Annotated in this window: 21 protein-coding genes and 1 pseudogene; 3 read left to right on the forward strand and 19 right to left on the reverse strand. The window is 34.4% G+C overall.

The window, feature by feature from the left end; genetic code table 11:
- Nucleotides 1-416, forward strand: a pseudogene (locus CRV04_RS06800) (HAMP domain-containing methyl-accepting chemotaxis protein); the annotation flags it as partial.
- A 2-nt stretch (nt 417-418) separates the two neighbouring features.
- Here CRV04_RS06800 and CRV04_RS06805 read toward each other — a convergent pair.
- Nucleotides 419-2,107 (reverse strand): sensor histidine kinase, encoded by a 1,689-nt coding sequence (locus CRV04_RS06805; RefSeq protein WP_128996086.1) that lies wholly within the window; start codon nt 2,105-2,107, stop codon nt 419-421.
- An 88-nt stretch (nt 2,108-2,195) separates the two neighbouring features.
- Nucleotides 2,196-2,531, reverse strand: a complete 336-nt coding sequence (gene cowN, locus CRV04_RS06810; RefSeq protein WP_228126502.1) for a N(2)-fixation sustaining protein CowN — start codon at nt 2,529-2,531, stop codon at nt 2,196-2,198.
- Between the two features lie 83 nt (nt 2,532-2,614).
- Between cowN and CRV04_RS06815 the strand changes: the two genes are divergently transcribed.
- Complete coding sequence (locus tag CRV04_RS06815; protein WP_128996087.1) at nt 2,615-3,631, forward strand: AraC family transcriptional regulator; 1,017 nt, start codon at nt 2,615-2,617, stop codon at nt 3,629-3,631.
- A 146-nt stretch (nt 3,632-3,777) separates the two neighbouring features.
- Here the strand turns inward: CRV04_RS06815 and groL are convergent, their stop codons facing one another.
- The 6 genes from groL to CRV04_RS06845 all read right to left on the reverse strand — a co-directional run bounded on the left by groL (nt 3,778) and on the right by CRV04_RS06845 (nt 7,744).
- On the reverse strand, nt 3,778-5,412 hold the full coding sequence (gene groL / locus CRV04_RS06820; protein ID WP_128996088.1) for a chaperonin GroEL: 1,635 nt from the start codon (nt 5,410-5,412) through the stop codon (nt 3,778-3,780).
- Entirely contained in the window at nt 5,412-5,672 is a 261-nt protein-coding gene (gene groES / locus CRV04_RS06825; protein ID WP_128996089.1) for a co-chaperone GroES, read from the reverse strand. The genes groL and groES overlap by 1 nt, the downstream gene beginning before the upstream one ends.
- A gap of 132 nt (nt 5,673-5,804) precedes the next feature.
- Complete coding sequence (locus tag CRV04_RS06830; RefSeq protein WP_128996090.1) at nt 5,805-6,665, reverse strand: polyprenyl synthetase family protein; 861 nt, start codon at nt 6,663-6,665, stop codon at nt 5,805-5,807.
- Nucleotides 6,666-6,671: 6 nt separating this feature from the next.
- Nucleotides 6,672-6,992, reverse strand: coding sequence for a YbaB/EbfC family nucleoid-associated protein (locus CRV04_RS06835; protein ID WP_128996317.1), 321 nt, complete (start codon nt 6,990-6,992; stop codon nt 6,672-6,674).
- Nucleotides 6,985-7,368, reverse strand: coding sequence for an aspartate 1-decarboxylase (gene panD, locus CRV04_RS06840; RefSeq protein ID WP_128996091.1), 384 nt, complete (start codon nt 7,366-7,368; stop codon nt 6,985-6,987). Before panD ends, CRV04_RS06835 begins: the two co-directional genes overlap by 8 nt.
- Before the next feature lie 28 nt (nt 7,369-7,396).
- Nucleotides 7,397-7,744: a (2Fe-2S) ferredoxin domain-containing protein gene (locus CRV04_RS06845; protein ID WP_128996092.1), complete on the reverse strand. Its 348-nt coding sequence runs from the start codon at nt 7,742-7,744 to the stop codon at nt 7,397-7,399.
- A gap of 151 nt (nt 7,745-7,895) precedes the next feature.
- Here CRV04_RS06845 and CRV04_RS06850 point away from each other — a divergent pair, with 151 nt between their 5' ends.
- Nucleotides 7,896-8,438, forward strand: coding sequence for a peptidylprolyl isomerase (locus tag CRV04_RS06850; protein ID WP_128996093.1), 543 nt, complete (start codon nt 7,896-7,898; stop codon nt 8,436-8,438).
- 21 nt (nt 8,439-8,459) lie between these two features.
- On the opposite strand, the gene CRV04_RS06855 is transcribed toward CRV04_RS06850, so the two are convergent.
- The 11 genes from CRV04_RS06855 to CRV04_RS06905 all read right to left on the reverse strand — a co-directional run bounded on the left by CRV04_RS06855 (nt 8,460) and on the right by CRV04_RS06905 (nt 20,068).
- Complete coding sequence (locus tag CRV04_RS06855) at nt 8,460-9,827, reverse strand: hybrid sensor histidine kinase/response regulator (RefSeq protein ID WP_128996094.1); 1,368 nt, start codon at nt 9,825-9,827, stop codon at nt 8,460-8,462.
- A gap of 3 nt (nt 9,828-9,830) precedes the next feature.
- A complete protein-coding gene (locus tag CRV04_RS06860; RefSeq protein WP_128996095.1) occupies nt 9,831-10,220 on the reverse strand; it encodes a response regulator in 390 nt (129 codons plus the stop codon).
- A gap of 8 nt (nt 10,221-10,228) precedes the next feature.
- Nucleotides 10,229-10,711: a chemotaxis protein CheW gene (locus CRV04_RS06865; protein ID WP_128996096.1), complete on the reverse strand. Its 483-nt coding sequence runs from the start codon at nt 10,709-10,711 to the stop codon at nt 10,229-10,231.
- A 109-nt stretch (nt 10,712-10,820) separates the two neighbouring features.
- Nucleotides 10,821-12,011, reverse strand: a complete 1,191-nt coding sequence (xseA, locus tag CRV04_RS06870; RefSeq protein ID WP_128996097.1) for an exodeoxyribonuclease VII large subunit — start codon at nt 12,009-12,011, stop codon at nt 10,821-10,823.
- A gap of 156 nt (nt 12,012-12,167) precedes the next feature.
- Nucleotides 12,168-12,878, reverse strand: coding sequence for a bifunctional demethylmenaquinone methyltransferase/2-methoxy-6-polyprenyl-1,4-benzoquinol methylase UbiE (gene ubiE / locus CRV04_RS06875; protein ID WP_128996098.1), 711 nt, complete (start codon nt 12,876-12,878; stop codon nt 12,168-12,170).
- 21 nt (nt 12,879-12,899) lie between these two features.
- Nucleotides 12,900-13,139, reverse strand: a complete 240-nt coding sequence (locus tag CRV04_RS06880) for a hypothetical protein (protein ID WP_228126503.1) — start codon at nt 13,137-13,139, stop codon at nt 12,900-12,902.
- 5 nt (nt 13,140-13,144) lie between these two features.
- Entirely contained in the window at nt 13,145-13,936 is a 792-nt protein-coding gene (locus CRV04_RS06885; RefSeq protein WP_128996100.1) for a nucleotide-binding protein, read from the reverse strand.
- A gap of 3 nt (nt 13,937-13,939) precedes the next feature.
- Complete coding sequence (locus tag CRV04_RS06890; RefSeq protein WP_128996101.1) at nt 13,940-14,572, reverse strand: 3-methyladenine DNA glycosylase; 633 nt, start codon at nt 14,570-14,572, stop codon at nt 13,940-13,942.
- A complete protein-coding gene (locus tag CRV04_RS06895; protein ID WP_128996102.1) occupies nt 14,565-15,377 on the reverse strand; it encodes a TIGR00282 family metallophosphoesterase in 813 nt (270 codons plus the stop codon). The genes CRV04_RS06890 and CRV04_RS06895 overlap by 8 nt, the downstream gene beginning before the upstream one ends.
- Nucleotides 15,368-17,896, reverse strand: a complete 2,529-nt coding sequence (locus tag CRV04_RS06900; RefSeq protein ID WP_128996103.1) for a PAS domain-containing sensor histidine kinase — start codon at nt 17,894-17,896, stop codon at nt 15,368-15,370. The genes CRV04_RS06895 and CRV04_RS06900 overlap by 10 nt, the downstream gene beginning before the upstream one ends.
- Complete coding sequence (locus tag CRV04_RS06905; protein ID WP_128996104.1) at nt 17,897-20,068, reverse strand: sensor histidine kinase; 2,172 nt, start codon at nt 20,066-20,068, stop codon at nt 17,897-17,899.
- Nucleotide 20,069: the final 1 nt, after the last annotated feature.

Here is a 20,069-nt window from a genome sequence, read left to right on the forward strand (position 1 = left end):
GACATGGTAAGACCATCAGTGCAGATATGATTGAAGGGTATAAAGGGTTGTTGGATAATATCAGTAAATCCACACACATGATTGAAGAGATTGCCAATGCCAGTAAAGAGCAAGAAGCAGGGATTACTCAAATCAATGATGCCGTGACACAACTGGATCAACAAACTCAACAAAATGCATCAATCGCAAATCAGACACAAGAGATTGCAATGCAAACAGACAGTATTGCCAAGGACATTGTCAATGATGCCAATAAAAAAGAGTTTTGGGGGAAAGCCGACGCAAAAGCACTGCAAGCAAAAAAAGAGAATCTTTCACAAGAGATAAAAAAAGAAAACCTTAAACACACTTCAAAACCAAAAGAGAGTCAAAAAGTGCACAGCTCTCATGAAAATGCAACGTGGGAAGAGTTTTAATCTTATGATATTTGAATAGGCAGAGTAATACAAAACTCTGTTCCTATTTGTAATTGATGATTATATCGATACTGCACATTATGCACTTCAATTTGTCCATTGAGTTGTTGAGTAATGACTTGATGGACAATATATAATCCCATTCCTTTGCCTTGTGATTGGTGTTTGGTGGTAAAATAGGGTTCAAATATTTTATCCATAATATCACTTGGTATGCCTTGCGCATTATCTTTAATGGTGATGGTAATGTTCTCTTTAGTGGCTTGAGCCAAAAAGAAAATATAACGCTCTTTTGAAGGATTGCTCATATGTGCTTCAATCGAGTTTTTAATCAATACCATCAAGACTTGAACCAAAGCATTTTTAGAACCTTTCATTTTAAGGTTAATACTTTTTTTATCGGTGATAAAAGCAATGCCATTTTTATCTAAAAGCTCTTCTAATTTTTCTAATGCTTCTTGCTTTAACTCTAAAAGTTGAAATGAAGTGATACTTGAATCTATTTTGAAGAAGTTTTTAAAATCATCAATAGTGTGTGAAAGTCCAATACACGTTGCAGTGATTTGGTCAAGATTATTATACAACTCATTCGTTTTTAAAAGATCCATTTGCATCATCATTTTTGAACTGGACGACAAACTTGAAATGACATTCAAAGGTTGCCGCCATTGGTGTGCTAAGTTTTCTAAAAGTTTACCAATGGATTCAAGTTTGACTTGTTGAATCACATATTTGTTTTGATCATTGAATTTTTCCAAAATAAAATTGACTCGTGTTCGTAATAAATAAACAAAAAAGAGACTCGCTGATACAAGTATCAAAACAATCACTACAATGGTATTGTTAATAATCGCTTTGTTTCCAAAATCTTTTTGTTTGAGTGCAATATAAAGCTTATGTTGATTGCTTTGAAACAGCATCTCTTTATTAATAATCTCTTCGGTGTTAATTCGAGAATAGACATTCAACGTATTGGACCAATTGTTTTTGCTCTCATCGTTACTGTAAACCACATTGTTTTTTTCATCCACCAAATAGATGTTAAAAATATCAGAACTGACCGTACTATCAAGGATCTCTTTCATTTGTAAATTAATAATAATCATGCCCACAATTTTGTTGTTTTTATAAACAGCATTGGCCAAACGAAGCGTGGGGACATACGGTACTTCTATTTGTTCGTTTTCGATATTTAAATCCAATTTTGAAAGATAGGTTTCATCCTCTTTTAAACGCTTTATCTCATCAACATAATATCGATGATCTTTTTGTTGCAATAGGTGTATTGGAACTTTAGTGATACGGTTTTGAGCCGCATCTTTATTGATACGAATTTGTTCTTGCCCTTGCTCATTTAAATAACGAATTTGAAGTATGGTACTATTAGCTTGTGCAAGCGTATAAAAAAGCTCTTCAACATCATTTTTATTGTTATGATTTTTTAAATAGCGTTTTAAAAATGTACTGTTTTGTATCGATTTTAAAAGTTTTTTGGCCTCTTGAATATATTCAACATAAGCATGTTGTTTATATTTTAAGACCAATTGGGATTTTTGTTCAATTTCAGACTCTTCTATTTGTTGTTGCAAGTAATACATTACTAATGTAGCAATGACTATCAGAAACAAACCAAATATAAAAAAAAGTTTGGTCAATTTAGAAAAAATAGTTTTATGATTGAATCTGTCCATAACTGTGTCCCATAATTTCTCTTAAATCATAGTAACACATTAGTGATTAAATTATCACATTTATATGATTATCTGCTCCATTGATTTTTTAACAACACTCTTGTTCACATTTATGAAGTGCCAATTGTGCAACTTCATCTTGGGCATCTTCAAACAAATCATCAATATAAAAAGAGTTTGAACAGACCAAATAAAGCAGTTTCTCTTCAGGATCATCTTTGGGATTTCTACTGTAATATGCTTGTGGAATCTTAGGCATAAACTTTTCCCAATAGATATTCATATTTTTAGGATCTTTTAAAACTCGTATCATGTGGTCTATCACAACACATGCATTTTCAAAACAATCAATGTTTTTAAAACTGATATAACTCTCATCTACTCTGATTTCATTTTGCGACATATCTTCTCTTCCTTTTTTCATCTTGTATATTATATATACAATAAACAAAAAATTATATGTTATAATACGTAAATAAATTGACATTTTACGAAAATGGAGTCTTGTTGCAACGAATTTCCACCATTACATTTGAATATGTTTTAAAAGCTTTATGCGCCAACACCAAACTCTCTATGGATGATATGCTTGCTTTTGTCGACTTAAATGAAGAGGATTTAAAAAATAATCCCAAAGGCATAGAAAGCCATAAACTTTCAGATATCTTCAGATACTGTATAGAAAATACTCAAAATAAAACATTGGCTTTGGATATTGGACAGTCAATTTCTTACCACTCCTTAGGTCTTTTAGGTTATTTACTTTTAAATACACAAACACTTAAAGAGATGATTGAAAAATTTGCACACTACCAACAACTCGTAGGTGGGTATTTAAAATTCCATTTCAGTGAAAATGAACACTCTTATAAATTCACCATTTATATCAATGAAAACCCCTATATTCCTGTTCCAAGTTATCATGCAGAGGTACACTTATCTGCAATTGTAAGTATCTTGACTCAAATTCTAGGACAACAAGTTGTTCCTTCTCAAACTTTTTTTTCACAAGAAAAAATTCAAGACTTAACCGCCTATCATCGACTTTTTGGAGAGAATATCTTTTTTAGCAAAGATGAAAACTCCATACTCTTTAATAAGAATGAACTCAATATCCCTGTAAAAAACTCAAACCCCTCAATGTTGGGATATTTTGAGAATCAAGCCAATGCGATTTTACAAGATTTGAATCAAACCTCTTATTATGGAAAAGTGAAAACCATTATTGTAAAAAATATTGGAGAACATGACATCAACATTGAGTTTGTCGCTTCACAAATGCAACTTAGTGTTCGCACCTTGCAAAATTACTTAAAAAGTGAAAAGAAAAACTTCAGAGATGCGTTTACAGCTGTAAGAATGCAACTGGCAGATCACTACTTACAAACAACCAAAATGGATTATGCGAGCATTGCATATTTACTGGGCTACTCAGAAGCGAGCTCTTTTTTCAGAGCCTATAAAAAATGGACGAAGAAAACACCTTCGAGTCACAAAAAGGGCATAAAAAAAGGCAAGGAGTAAATCCTTGCCTTTTAATTGAGTGAAGTGAGTTTATAGAACATCGACTTCGGGTGCGCAAACCTTTTCTCCCTTCAGTGGTGCTATCGCACATCACTTTCGGGTGCGCAAACTAAAAACGTCAATCAATTCACGTTTTTAACGTTTGCTTACATCATACCTGGCATTCCACCCATTCCACCCATGTCTGGCATAGCTGGAGCTGGTTTATCTTCTTTGATGTCTGTAACAGTTGCTTCAGTTGTTAAAAGAAGTGATGCTACAGAAACCGCATTTTGCATTGCCACTCTTTCAACTTTTGCAGGATCCACAATACCTGCAGCAAACATATCCACATATTCACCCGTTGCCGCATTGAATCCAAAGTTTTCATCTTTTGCTTTTTCAACTTCATTTACAACCACACCTGCATCAAATCCTGCATTTTGTGCAATTTGTTTCATTGGTGCTTTGATTGCTCTTAATACAATGTCTGCTCCAATAGCTTCATCACCATCGAGTTCTAAAGCCACTTTTGAAGCCGCTCGAATAAGTGCAGCTCCACCACCAATAACGATACCCTCTTCAACAGCCGCTCGTGTTGCAGAAAGTGCATCATCTACTCGGTCTTTTTTCTCTTTCATCTCTGTCTCTGTTGCAGCACCTACTTTAATAACAGCAACCCCACCAGAAAGTTTTGCTAATCTCTCTTGCAGTTTCTCTCTGTCATAATCACTTGTCGTGTTTGCAATTTCGTTTCTGATTTGCCCTACTCGTGCTTCAACAGCTGCTTTATCTCCATTACCATCAACGATGGTTGTGTTGTCTTTGTCAATAACAATTTTAGATGCCGTACCTAGCACTTCAACTCCAGAACCTTCTAAAGTCATTCCCATCTCTTCAGCTACCACGGTACCACCTGTTAACACAGCGATGTCTTGTAACATTGCTTTTCTTCTGTCACCAAAACCTGGCGCTTTTACTGCAGCAATATTTAATGAACCTCGAAGTCTGTTAACAACCAATGTTGCCAATGCTTCACCATCTACATCTTCAGCAATGATTAACAGTGGTCGTCCCGCTTGATTTACTTGCTCTAAGATTGGTAACATCTCTTTTAAGTTAGAGATTTTTTTATCGCATAAAAGAATAAATGGATTATCCAATTCTGCAACCATTTTTTCTGTATTGGTTACAAAGTATGGAGAAAGATAACCTCGGTCAAACTGCATACCTTCAACCACATCCAGTTCATCTGTAATACCTTTTGCCTCTTCAACAGTGATAACACCATCTTTTCCTACTTTGTCCATTGCTTCAGCAATCATAGCCCCAATGGCTTTATCAGAGTTTGCAGAAATCGTTGCAACTTGCTCAATCTCAGTTTTGTTTGCCACCTCTTTTGATGAAGCTTTAAGCTGTGCTAAAATTGATTCGCACGCTTTATCCATTCCTCTTTTAAGTGAAATAGGATTTGCTCCAGCCGTTACATTTCTAAGACCCTCTTTAAAAATAGAGTATGCTAAAACGGTTGCAGTTGTAGTTCCATCACCTGCTTCATCAGCTGTTTTTGAAGCCACCTCTTTTACAAGTTGAGCTCCCATATTTTCTAATGTATCTGCAAGTTCAATCTCACGTGCCACGGAAACACCATCTTTAGTAATGTTGGGTGCACCAAATGATTTTTGTAAAAGTACATTTCTTCCTCTTGGTCCCATTGTAACTTTTACTGCATCTGCTAATTTTTCAACACCTGCAAACAGTTTGTTTCTTGCGTTATCGCTAAATAATACTTCTTTTGCCATTACTTAATCACTCCTAAAATATCTTTTATCTCTAAAATCAAATAATCTACACCTTCAAGTGTCAACTCAGTACCTGCATATTTACCAAATACAATCGTATCTTTTAATGCGACGTCTTTAACTTCTGTTCCCACTGCAACTACTTCTGCAGTTGATGGTTTCTCTTTTGCGTTATCTGGAATATAGATTCCACTTGCGGTTTTGTTCTCTACTTCGGTTCTTTTTACAAGAACTCTTTCACCTAATGGTTGAAAATTCATTATTGCTTCTCCTATAAGATTAAATCGTGTTTGAGTTAGCACTCTTATTTTTTGAGTGCTAAAATTGTATAAAATTTTTTATTAATTGTCAAGTAGTCTGAGTTATAATGACTAAAGTATTACATAAACTTTTTATTGATGTCTGTACAGATATTTTTGCAACAGTTGGTGTAAGCTTGTGTTTAATTCGGTGTCAAATTGATTCAGTGTCTCTTTACACTTGTTGGCCAATTCATTGGCACTTTTGATGGCTCCATTTAAACCTAAAAGGTTCACAAAAGAGTTCTTTGCTCCATCATTATTGGTTGTTTTCCCCGCTTCCTCTTCACTTTGAGTCTCATCAATAATATCATCTTGAATTTGAAACAGTAAGCCAATATCGATACCAAAGGCATAGAGTTTTTCTTGTACTTCATCCGATAATCCAGCAATAATAGCCCCCATCTTAAGAGAAGCTGCAATAAGTTTTGCTGTTTTATGAATATGTAAAAACTCCAGTTGTGAAAGTTCCACTTTTTGATTTTCAAAATAACAATCAATGGCTTGTCCAATGATCATTCCATCAATTCCTCCATCACTTGAGAGGATTTTAATCAATTCAATTTTCACATCATTTGAAAAGGCTGCATTGGCAAGCAGATTAAACGCATGCGTATTAAGTGCATCCCCAACTAATATGGCTGTGACTTCATCATAGGTTGTATGAAGTGTCGGATACCCTCTTCGTAAACTGGCATCATCCATCGCAGGCAGATCATCATGTATTAAAGAGTATGTGTGTAACAGCTCTAAACCAAGCGCCACACTCATGGCATTTTTTATAAGCAGTGATTGTTTGGCTTGTACCACACTCAACAAGAGCATTGGACGAAATCGTTTTCCACCTGCACGGAGCATCTCTTGTAAGGCTTTTTCAAAGTTAGGGTGGAAACTTTTTGATTGGGGTAAATGCGTATTTAAATACGTTTCAAATTCTTCAAGTAGTTGTTTCATGAAACTCTATTTTTGACCAAATGGGTTCATACCACCCATCATGTTCATGGCCATCATTTTTTTGTTTTCATCGGATTGTTTAATCACATCATTCATGGCACTGATTAGAAGAATTTGTAAGGAATCTTTATCTTCAAGCAAAGAGTCATCAATTTGTAAATCCACCACTTCAGAGTTTCCATTGATTGAGATTTCAACCATTCCTCCACCCGCTTTTGAGGTGAAGATTTTTCCTTCATTTTGCTCTTTTGCTTGTTCGGCCATGTCTTGAACTTGTTTCATGACATCGTTTAAATTGAGTTTGCTTAAATCTACGCCATCAAACATGGTCACTTCCAACAAGTTCATTGGTCACGCATGTGATATTGTTTTCATCATCAACCAATACAACTGTAGGTTTATAGTGTTCTAATTCTACTTCAGAGTATGCGGCATAAGCAATCACAATAATTTTATCACCGATCTCTACTTTTCTTGCAGCTGCGCCATTTAAGCACATATCTTTACTGCCAGCTTTACCTTTAATTACGTACGTTGCAAATCGTTCCCCGTTATTGACGTTAACAATTTCTACTTTTTGTCCCACTCTTAAATGCGAAGCCTGCATAAGCTCTTCATCAATGGTAATAGACCCCACATAGTTAAGATTTGCATCGGTTACGGTTGCTCTATGGATTTTACTATAAAGCATATCAAATGTCATTTACTGCTACCTTCTAGTTATTTAATTGTCATGGTTCTCCCCAGAATTGCTCTGGAATTAAAAACTCTTGTACTGGGTTTCCGCCCAGTATATGTTCGTCCACAATTCTATCAATTTTTTCCTTAGATAATTGTACGTACATATGATGTCCAGGTTCCACTAACATAACAGGTCCCATTTGACATCGCCCCAAACAGGATGTTCGAATCGGTTGGACAGGTCCCATAAGTCCTTTTTCCATCATTTTTTGCGCCAAATGATTAAACAAATCTTTTGTCATTTCATTCACACAGCTCGGTTTTGGCATTCCTGGAGGTGATGATTGTTCACATTTAAACATATAAAATGTTGGTTGTGGCATTGCTGGCATTTCCATATTTGAGTTCCTTTATATAAGATAATTTTTGTCCGATTATAGTACAAATCAGGTTAATGCAATATAAAAAAAATGTTTTAATCACATATTAAAAATATAAATATTATACTAACACGATTTTACACAAGATTACAAGAAACAAGGACTTTTAATGAGAGTTGTATTACTAATTGTTACATTCTGTGCAGCGCTGTTTGCTTCCAATCCAGTTGCTGTGATGAAAACAAATCAAGGGGAGATTGAGATTGAACTTCGACCCGATTTAGCACCAAAAGCTGTAGAAAACTTTATCACGCATTCAAAAAATGGATACTACAATGGCTTGATTTTTCACCGAGTGATTAAAAACTTTATGATTCAAGGGGGAGACCCAACAGGAACAGGACGAGGTGGAGAGTCTATTTGGAACAAACCATTCAAAGATGAATTTGCTCCCAATGCTGTTTTTGATAAAGCAGGTATTTTAGCCATGGCAAATGCTGGTCCAAATACCAATGGAAGCCAATTTTTTATCACAACCGTACCAACATATTGGCTTAATGGTCGACATACAATTTTTGGTTATGTAAAAAAAGGGATGGATGTGGTACAAAAAATTGAGTACACCCCCACCAATGGTCAGTCTGCAGGAAACAAACCACTTAGTGAGCAAAAAGTCATCTCAATTACTATCAAAGAGAGCTCAAACAGTTAATAAATAAGAGTAGTTTTACTCTTATTTAAACAATCGACTCATCAAACCCTTATCACCTGTTTGAATCAATTCACGCTCTAATTGCTCAATTCTTCGATGCCCCTCTTTGGCTTTGCCTTTCCAGTACTCTATCTTTTCATTGAGAGTTCGTAAATCTTCAGTCTCTTCAATTTGTATCAGATACTCTTTATTGAGTTTTTCCAGCTCTTTAATACGTGTTTCAAGACTCACACGCACTTGATTGACCTCTTTGGTCATATCGCTTTTGAGTTGTTCATTCTCTTCATGCAACTTCTTAAGCTCAATTTTCATGTCTTGGTTGCTTTTGTTCATCTTCAAAGTTTGTGCCGATTCATCTTCATCAGGGATTTTACTCACTGCCAAAGTCAACTCTTTTTTGAGTTTTTTGTTTTCAACCGTGAGTTTGTCAATGTTAAATAAAATACGCTCTTTATCTTTGTGTGAAGTTTGAATCATCTTTTGCAAATCATGGATACGTTTATTTAACTCATTGATGATTGCATTGAGTTCACCCGTACTCTCTTTTCCTTTTAAGTAAATCTCACTTTTATCTTTGATCAATGCTTTTTGCATCTCTCTTTTTTGATTCACCTCTGCAGTGATATCTCTTTGAATTGAGATGCTTCCAGTTACTTCTCCAGCATCAGTGAGTATGGCAATAGTGTATGCATCCACCACATAGACATCATCAAATTTGGTTTTGTTTTTAATTTTCCCTTGCCATGCTTCATTTTTAAGTACAGCTTCAAACATTTCATCAATCAACGATTGTGCTGTGTCTTTATGTTTTAAAAAAGCAAAGTGTTCACCAAGGAGTTCCTCTTTTTCATACCCTGTAATCTCACAAAAGTGTGTATTGACGTACGTAATGATACCTTTGGTATCGGTTTTGATTACAATATTGTTTTGATCAATGACATCTTTATACTTTTCAAGCTCTTTGTTTTGTTGTTCAATCAAAAACTCTTGATACAAAATATTGGCCAAGTCATTCATGACGGTTAAAAGATTACGAATGTCAATGGGTTTAATGATGTAGTCATAAACTTTGAGTTTAATCGCGTCAGCCAGATATTCGTTGTCAGAATAGGCTGTTGCGAAGATAACAGGTACTTTCATATCGCTTTGGCGTACTTTTGCGACCATTTGAATACCAGTGAGTTTGGGCATATTGATATCACTTAAAATAACATCAATATCCTCTTGATTTTTCATATAGCAGTCATAACCATCTTGTCCATCAACTGCCGTGTAGACTTTGCCAAAAAAATTTTCAAGCAAAGAAGAGAGTTCTGTTCTGATTTTATCATCATCTTCAACGTATAAGACTTTCAGACGTTTTAGAAGTTTTTTATCCACAGATGCCATGAACTATTTTATACCCATTCCTACAATTAAATCAATAAACTTAATAAAGTCAAATGGTTTTAAGAGATAATTTTTTACACCCAACTCTTCTGCTTTTTTAATAAACTCTGTTTCAGTATGTGCAGACATCACAATGATAGGCAAGTTCAACCCTTTTTGATTGATAAGGTCAATCATCTCTAAACCATTCATAATGGGCATATTGATATCCGTAATAACGGCATCAATATCTGGTTGCTCATCTAAAAGGTTCAAGGCTTCTTTTCCATTACGTGCGGTTACAAAATTGGCATTGAGTTTTTTCAAAGTATCTTCAATGATATTGATCAGATCCTCTTCATCTTCAACAAACAGAAGTTTCAGCTCTCTGAGCTTTTCAATTTTTTCTTGCATAGGCAATCCTAATCTTGAAGTTCATCTTTGTGAACAACGCTTTCGATGTCCATGATTACAAGCATTTTACTGTCTTCTAATCGAACAAATCCTTTTAAATATTTTGATGGAATTGCAGAACCTAAGTCCGATACAGGTGCAAGGTCATTGATGTTGAGTCGTTGAACGTCATCCACTTTATCAACAACAATACCAATCATTCGTTTATCTTCTGTAATAACAGCAATAACTGCTGTGTTATCGTTGTAAACAATTTCACCTGTTTTAAACTTAATTCGAATATCCAATACAGGCACAACTTCACCACGTAAATTGATTAAACCTTTAACCCATTTTCGAGTGTTTGGAAGAGTTGTAATAATCTTTGGGTATGTTAAAATCTCTCGAATTTTAGGAAGTTCAATTGCATATTTCATTCTTCCTAATTCAAAAGTCATGTACTCTGCTGTGTTGGCATAATCTATTTTTTTATCTTCTGCTTGTTGTTCCATAAACGCTCCTTCATTCCTATTAATGCTTCTGGCTTTAGATAAAGTCTTTTCAATCTTTCTTAATTATACGAAATATACTCTTAAAACTTAACACGTTTTATTTAAAAAACTATTTGATTGAGTTTATATCCAACACTTTGCTTCGTACAATCTTGTGTGTGCTTTGTAAATCAATCACATCATCTATCTTTACATCTTCCAAAGCAATAATTTTATTCTCTTTGGTCACTTGTACATACCCTTTTTTAATTCGTTTATCCGGATGATTGAGCTCAAAGGAATTTTTTAAAAACTCCACATCATTGAATCTGTTTTGAAGTTGTTGAGAAAATGCTTGGTTAAACTTCTCTTTGACACTTTTAATATTCTCTTCAATGAACTTAAACTTATTGGCAAAGGAGTTTTGCTTGAATGATTGTATCAAGTGATTAAGAGCTTGAATTTTATTATTGAGTACATAGGTAAAACTTCGATTGTAATCATTGTGCAACTCATCGAGATATTGAAGCATCTCATTCATATCTGGCAATGCAATCTCGATGGCATTGGATGGTGTGGCAGCACGTACGTCTGCTACAAAATCAGAAATCACAAAATCAACCTCATGCCCCACTGCAGAAATCACTGGGGTTGAAGCTTCATAAATGGCTTGAGCCACACATTCTTCATTGAATGCCCACAAATCTTCAATGCTTCCTCCACCACGCCCTACAATAAGAATATCTGCTTTTAAGCTGTCTGCTTTTTTTATGGCTTTTACTATATCCTCTTTGGCTCCTTGCCCTTGAACCAAAGCAGGTATTAAAATAAATTTTGTCAATGGCCAACGATGCAATGCCACCTTTTTCATATCTTGTATGGCGGCACCTGTACTTGAAGTTACAATGGCAATGGTTTTAGGATATTTGGGCAAACTTTTTTTAATCTCAGGATTAAAATACCCTTGTGCTTGCAGTCTCTTTTTAAGTTGTTCATACGCTAAAGCCAACTCTCCAATGCCAGAAGGTTCAATTTTTTGGCACAACAGTTGATAGTTTCCTCGTGGGGCATACACAGTAATTGAACCCGAGATATTTATCTTTTGCCCTACTTCAAGTCTGAATTTAAGATATTGCGCATTGCCTTTAAACATCACACAAGAGATGGTTGATTTGTCATCTTTGATTGAGAAATAAATGTGTCCGGAGTTGTGATAGGTTAAATTAGAGATTTCCCCTTCAACATAGACATAAGAAAAGGTGGTTTCTAAAAGAGATTTGATTTGTCCGTTAAGTTCTGAGACAGTGATTGGGCCATTCATTTTTCTTCCATTGTTTTATTTAAAGTTTTAAGCTTTTAAGATATTTTTTTAAAGACTCAAGACGAAATAAAAATTTTATGATGGATGATACATGGAAGTATCTGAGTGAATAAAATTTCTATTTCAACAAAGAAGCTTCAAAAAAGAACTGAAAGATTAAATCTTTCGTGCAATAAACAGTGTTGATATATTCATAGAAAACCCTTTTACAAAAATAGGTTCTAATCCAGCATTTTGTAACTCTTTAGAAAGGTTTTCTGTTGTTAAAAACTCATCAATAGAGTTAGGTAAATACGTATAGGCCTCTTTATTTTTAGAGATAATTCCACCTAAGGTTGGTAACACTTTATTCATATAGAAATCTTTAATATAATCAAGCGGTGTCTCTTTTGGATTTTTAGTAAACTCTAAAATTACAAGCAGTCCATCTTTTTTAAGCACACGTGCAAATTCATCAAATGCTTTTTGTCGTTCAACCACGTTTCGAATACCATAAGAAATCGAGATAATATCAGCCATACCATCTTCAAAAGGCATCGATGCAGCCCCTGATTCAATAAACTCCACTTCTGGCAGTTTTTGTTTAGCCACTTCCATCATTCCAACACTTGGGTCAACGCCTACAATGTTATTAAGCTCAACATTGGCTTGTGCTGCTGTTTTTTGCCAATAATCGATCATATCCCCTGTACCACACGCCACATCAATGACTTTATCAATCACTTTTTTATCATAAAATGAGTAAGCCAAATTGCACGCTTTATTTCTCCAAGATTTATCAATCCCCATACTTAAGACACGATTGGCAATATCGTATTTACCTGCAATTTGATCAAACATTGATACAATTTTTTCTTGTTTATCCATTCTTCTTCATTTCCTAAAATATTATAATATATAGATGCCGACAAAAATTCCAGCGATGAAACCGACTTGTACAGCAATTAAAAGTTTTAAAAGACCCATTTTAAAATTGGCTCGTGGTATTAAATCCATAATGATACGTTGTTGGCGTAAAGCTTCATTAAAACTCTTCGATGATGCATCAATATCATCGACTGTTTTTTTTAAACTCAACTCGGTGAGTTCAATTTTTTCAACAAGCTCTTTGGCCTGTTTGAAGCTCATGTCACTCATTTTTTAATTTCAATCCACTTCTCTAGTTGTGAAAAAATCTTATACAACACATCAATCGTATAATCTTTTGATTCAATTTGCATTCGTCTGAAAAAGAGGTATTTTCTTGCACTGGCTAAATCGCCTAACTCTTTGGCTTGCATCGCTTTTTCTGCAAAGTCTGTGTTGTTAAATGCCATCTCCCAAACGGTACTTCCTAAGTACCGACTGATGGTAATGACTTTATCATTTTTTACAGGGAAGAATTTGGGATTCTCTACAAAATCACAAATCACTGAATCACTGTTAAGATATTTGTGTCCAAAGAAGTTAATAAACTGTTCTTCAATGTAGTCTGCTTCCATACTGATCGCTCGATTAAGTGCAAAGAACATGTTTTTTTCGGGGTGTTGTTCAATCTTTCTGATTTTTTTCATGGTAGCAATGGCATTTTTACCATCAAGCTCCCCATCCCCTAATGGAATAATCCACTTCACGTTTCCATAAGTACCAATCTTTTTAATCTCATCAAGAACAAGTGTAGAGGTTTTATTTCCACCTACATCAACAATTATTTCATGGTTATCGTCCATTAAAATCAGTTCATCCAGTTCTGTTAATTTATTGGTACCTAACATACGTTTATTGACAATATCCGTTCGTGTAAATGATTTGGAATCATTATTTTCATCATCAATTTCTATATAGGTTACTTTCTTCCCATGCATTTTGTATAAAAAAGGTGCAATGATTTGCATGGCAACTGTTGATTTACCGACACCACCTTTGGTTTGTGGAATGATTATCATAGTTTAAACCCTTGGATTTATTTTCATAAACTCTACAATTTTACCGTGAAATCTGCAATACAGTTCATTCAAAGTAATGTTATAGCCATAAAGTTGAACTATTTTATCGAAATTTTCATTAATTCCATATTCACACCACGCTTTGAGTTCCTCATAGCTTTCAAAGGTGTAGCCAAAAGTTTCAACCAGTCGTTGTGTATATTTATCAACCACCATCTCTTCACGACAACAGCAATAACACAGTATTGCATCTGCTGTTTCTAAACCAATACCTTTTTGAGAGAGCAACCATTCACGACTCACTTCCTCTTGAAATTGCTCAAAGGTTTCAAAGGTTTCAAGAATATTATTACACAGCTGTTTAAGTCGTTTGGATTTTTGATTTTTAAAGCCACTTGGAGTAATGGCATACGTTAATACACCAATATCACTTTGAGCCATTGCTTCTAAGTGTAAAAGGTTGAGTTGCATTAAATTGGCAATGGACTTTTCTACATTCGTCCATTTAGTGTTTTGGGTAAGAATGGCGCCTATGAGTGTTTCAAAACCACCATGACTCGGCCACCAATATTTTGGTGCATCTTTTAACAACTCTTTTTGCTTTAAAAAAATCAGCAGTTCAAAACTGTTATTCAAATAAAGCCTTTATGATCAGCTCTTCGCTTATGTCGCAATACGCTTTGAGTTTAAAAGCATCATGACATTGACCATTTTCAATATCCATGACCACAAATTGTAAAATCGCTTTACAAGTACTTGGTACTTTAAAATGACCATTTAACCCTGTAGTGGCTCTATAAATGGGCATTTGTTTATCCATACCAATGACATTGTCTCTGCAACCAGTTAACCCCACATCTGTTACATACGCTGTCCCATTTAAAATTTGTAAATCATCCGTACCTACATGCGTGTGTGTACCTAAAATAGCACTGATTTTTCCTTCAAACATCATGTGCATGACACGTTTTTCACTGGTTGCTTCTGCATGAAAGTCAATAAAAATATTTTTAATGCCCTCTTCATGCAAAGAGTCAATGAGCTTGGTTGCCCAATTAAAAGGGTTCTCTACATGAGGCATGGAGTACATCCCCATAAGATTAACGATGGCCAACTTCTCACCTTTGATTTCAACAATTTCCACCCCTTTTCCAGGAATACCTTCTGGGTAGTTATCTGGGCGAAGTACCGGTTTTGTTTTAAACAAAGCTTCTACTTCAGTACGTTTATCAAAGGAGTGATTGCCTCCGGTAAAAAGATCAATGCCTGATTTTATCAACTCATCACAGTTTTTGATTGTTAAACCAAAGCCATGACTTGCATTTTCACCATTGGCAATCACATAATCAATCTCATATTTATTTATAAAAGTTTTTAATTTGTCTTTGATGATTTTTCGACCCGGTCGACCGACAATATCTCCAATAAAAGCTATTCGCATTTTTGTAATCTCACTTCAAACACGGCACCACTATTTTTATTATACGCCGTGATTTCTCCATTTTGTTGTTCTATGATTTTTTTAGATATATTTAATCCCACACCCATACCACTGTGCTCTTTTGACGAAACAAAAGGGTCAAAGAGTTTTTCTATCATCTCCTCTTTTATACCACCTGCATTGTCTTCAAAACGTACCACCACATCATCTTTTTGTTCTTCAATATAGATTTTAAGTGCCCGTTGTTCATAATCTTCTACATTGGTCAATTCATCCAATGCATTATTGACAATGACTATCCACACTTGTTCTACACGCTGTTTTTGCACTTTACACATAAACTCAAACTCATTTTTATTGATGCTGTCAATCTCAAAAAGTTTGTCATTGAGATAGATACGTGATATCTGTTTTGAACGATTGTATGTCATGGTTAAAGCGGTAATTATAGTCGAATATATATTTACATTCTCTTTACTCTCATTGGAGCTTTGAGAGATTTCTCTCATGGATTCCACAATATTAGCAATACGATTTAACCCATCTTTAATGCGCTCACTGTCTTCAAGCATACGTGTTTTTATCTCACTGTCTGGTAAATCTTCAATATCATACCCCATCATCTCAAAGTTTCCTTTTATGTATGTTAAAGGGGTATTGATCTCATGCGTAATTCCTGCAGCGAGTGTTCCAATTGAGGTGAGTTTAATATTACGAATTTGCTCTTCTTGATGTATCTTATCTTTTTGGCGACTCTTTTCAACCTCTTCTTGGATTTTAAGTTCAAGAGTTTGATTGAGTTCTTGAAGTTTTCGTTTATCTTGTAAAGAGTTGACCACCAAAACAAAATGCTTTTTATCGGGCAACAGATTCAACGACATTTGAAGATGAATCTCTGAACCATCTTTATGTAAAAAAACCTTTTCAATATTGGCAATGGCACCTATTTCCTGAGCTTCTACAAAAAGTTTTCTAAAAAAGTTAATGGAGATTGGTACTACAATATCAAAACAACTCATGTTCAGAAGTTCACTGCTGGTGTACCCCAACAGCTTAGAGAACATAAAGTTCACTTTTTTAAAGTTCCCCAATAAATCAATCAAACCAATACCACTGTGTGCATTTTCAAAAATAGCATTGTATTGTTGTACTTGGTAGTTGATATCACTGTAAAGATTTTCAATCACTTTTTTATCAGTGATGTTGTTTCGTATTACCGTATAACCGATGATTTCACCTTCAGAGTCGAAAATAGGATCCATATACGACTCAGTCCAGAAGTATCCCCCATCTTTTTTAAGTGCTTTAAGCTCTAAAGTATTGGATTGTCCTTTTTTAAGGGGTTTCCAGATGGCGTCATACTCTTCATTACTCATATCTGAATGGACCAAAACTTTATGGTGATGTCCAATGAGTTCCCCTTTTGAAAAACCTGAAACATCACAAAAAGCATTGCTGACATCTGTAATTACTCCCTCTTTATCCATTCGTATGGACATTACATATTTATCAATAATATTTTGACTCTCATTTAAAGCCTCATGACTCTTTTTAATGCTCATGTCCAAATCTTTATTGACCTCTTCGGTTTTTCGATTAAGCTTTGCAAGTGGTTCTGCAAAAAGCAGTGAAAGGATAATGGCAACAACAATACCCAATACAAAAATAGTGATAAAATACTCTTCAAACTCTCTAAAATAGTTGATAATCTCTGATTTGTTAAATGTTGAGAGTAATACCACATAATCTTTATAAGTGATGTAAACACGTTTAGAGACAAAATGTTCTGAGACAAAATAATCACTGTCTAAAATATTCTTTGTTTCTCTAGGGAAGAGTTTAAAGATGGTTTTTGTCGGTGAAAAGTATTTGGACCAATTATATTTTGGATTACTGTGCAGTATAAAATTGCCATCTTGGTCTAAAATATAAGAGTTGGTGTTTGCTATTTGTTGCACTTTTTCAAAAAGTTCATTGATATCTAAAATCAGTACAACAAACCCTTTGTCTGTTTTAATGACAAAACGAAGCACAAACGTAATGGGTCGCACCACCTCACTGTTCTGTTTTAAAATATCCACAGATGAGTGCCATAATTCCCCTACTTGAAGCGCTCGTATCTCTTTACAGCACCCTTGTATGATCATATTTTGTAACTGAGAATCAGGTACTTTTAGAATCTTTTTATCCATTCGATTGTATCGAAGCAACTCAACCCCTTGGGAATTTAAAAACTTCATTTGTACAATATTTTCATTGCTTTGCATACTGTAATTAAAAAGTTCTGGATAATTTTTGGGGTTTGTATGAGAGAGAGTGATGACCAACTCATTGATATCTAAAATGGTTTCTACTAATATATCGTGTTTGTATTCCAGCTCTTTATTGATACGCTCCACTTCTCGTTTTTGAATGTCCATTTCAAAGAAGTTTTTAAACACAAAACCAAAAAAACCAATCAATATCAAAGAGAAAATGATAAAAGCAGTGAATATTTTAATATAAAATGAAACTCTCATTTAGTCTCTTTTCTCTTTTCTTCGGTCCCGTTTGACCAACTTAATATAAAAAATGGTTTTATCCTCTTTGTTTTCAAACAACAATTGTGCCCCAATTTTTTGTATGAGCAGTTTGACAATAAAAAGATTAATGCCTGCATCTTTATTGACTTTCTCTTCATAACTGTCAGAGAAAACTTCATCAATGATACGTTTAGAGGTCCCTTTTGCATTATCTTCACACATGATAATGACCTCTTTCCCCTCTTCAATAATATTAAGTTTGATGGCACCTTTTTCTATATTGTTGACAATGAGTTGATGCACACTGTTTCTCAATAAATTGGTGATAATTTGTCGTAAATCATTAAATACTCCAAAACAGAAAATCTCTTTAGAGGCATTCAATTCAATGAAGATGTTGTGCAATTGACACTCTTTTTTAACCAATGCAATTGATTCATTGACTGCTGAGTAAACATTAAATTTATCACTGTCATTCTCTTCACTGAAAAAAGTTTTAAACTCATTGAGTGTGATGGAGAGTGTTTTGAGTTGATACTCAATCTCTTCTTGAATCATTTTAAGTTGAGTCAAATCCAACGATTCATTTTCAATACGGGCTTTTAAATTGGCCAATTCAATCGTGATATTGGACATAGGTGTTTTCCATTGATGTGAAACTGAATCCAAAATTTTCCCCATAAGAATAATACGTGTCTTTTGCATCAAAGTTTCATCACGCATTTTAATCTCATTGAGTTTATTGGACAAATCCTCTTTTAAAAGATTATTGATTTTTTTAAGCTGTTTAGCATCGGTGATATTGACACGAATTGAGGTATACCCAATGATTTCATTATTAATATCATATTTGGGCAAAATGATACCCCGTACCCAATAAGAGTTTCCATTTTTATCTCGGTTTTTAACTTCACCTTCCCAACGCTTCTTGGTTCGCAATTCATACCACATATTTTCAAAAAACTTTTTAGACATATCAGGATGTCTTAGTACATTGATGTTTCGACCTATAAGCTCATTTTTACTGTACCCTGCAATATTACAGAAAGCTTCAGTAATATAGGTAATAAACCCGCTTTTATCGGTCTCTATCATGATTACATATTTATCAATGGCATTGACCAAATCATCATATTTTTTTCGTAATGCTTGTGTTCGAATACGGTCAAGATGTGAAATAAAAATGACCAAAATCACTAAAAATGCAACACTCAACGAAATCCATAATATCCAATAACTCATCTGCTCTATGACATCCAACTCGGACTCTTCATTCATAGAGTAACCCATTAAATAGAGATTGTGTTCATTGGTTAAGGCGTGTTGTAAAGGGATAAATACCATCGCTTGAACGCGTTTTTCAAACTCAAAAGGCACAGCAAACTCTTGTTGTGTATTCATGTTTTTTACAATCTTTTCTTGCTGTTGAGATGCAATGAGTTGCATCATCTCCTCTTTATATCGAAAAATTTTGTGTGTTGAATTTTCAATGGCATATTTATTGTTGATTAAAAAATCACTGAACTCATTGCTTGCTGAATGTGCTTGCATTTTTTTATCGTATAAAAAGAAGATGTCGTATTCAGTTTTTTTCTCCACCATATTGGCAAGATAGTCCAAGCTCAACTCAAACTCAATGGCACCAATATGTTTTAAATCGTTATCAAAAAGAGGTTTTGTGACCACCAGTGATGCTTTGTTATTGGCTATTTCAATACTGGACATCTCTTTAAGTGTTGAGTTTGCAAAAATCAGACTCTTTTTTTGTACGGTATGTTCAATGGGATTGGCTTTGTCATCCATGGTTAAAAAAAGAACATTATTGGGAAAATAAAAACTGATATTTTTCACCCCATAACTTTTATAATAAAAAAATTTTTGTTTGAGGTATTCGTAGAGTTGTTGCTGTTCTTGTTTTAAATGATGTGTGGCTTGTTTGAAACTTTCAACCACTTTATCATCATAAAGTAAATCATTGAAAAAAATCAGCTCGCTGAGTTTTTGATGCTCTTCAATGACACTTTTATACGCCATTTTGACGTGTTGTATCTCTTTTTGCAGTTGTAAAGTAGTTTGTTGTTGTTTGTAAGAGTGGTTTGCTACAAAAAGGACCACACTTACAATACAAAAAAGCACCCCATATTTGAGTGCCAAACTCTTTTTATTCATT

The sequence above is a fragment of the Candidatus Marinarcus aquaticus genome, from assembly GCF_004116335.1.
GTDB classification, from domain to species: Bacteria; Campylobacterota; Campylobacteria; order Campylobacterales; family Arcobacteraceae; genus Marinarcus; species Marinarcus aquaticus.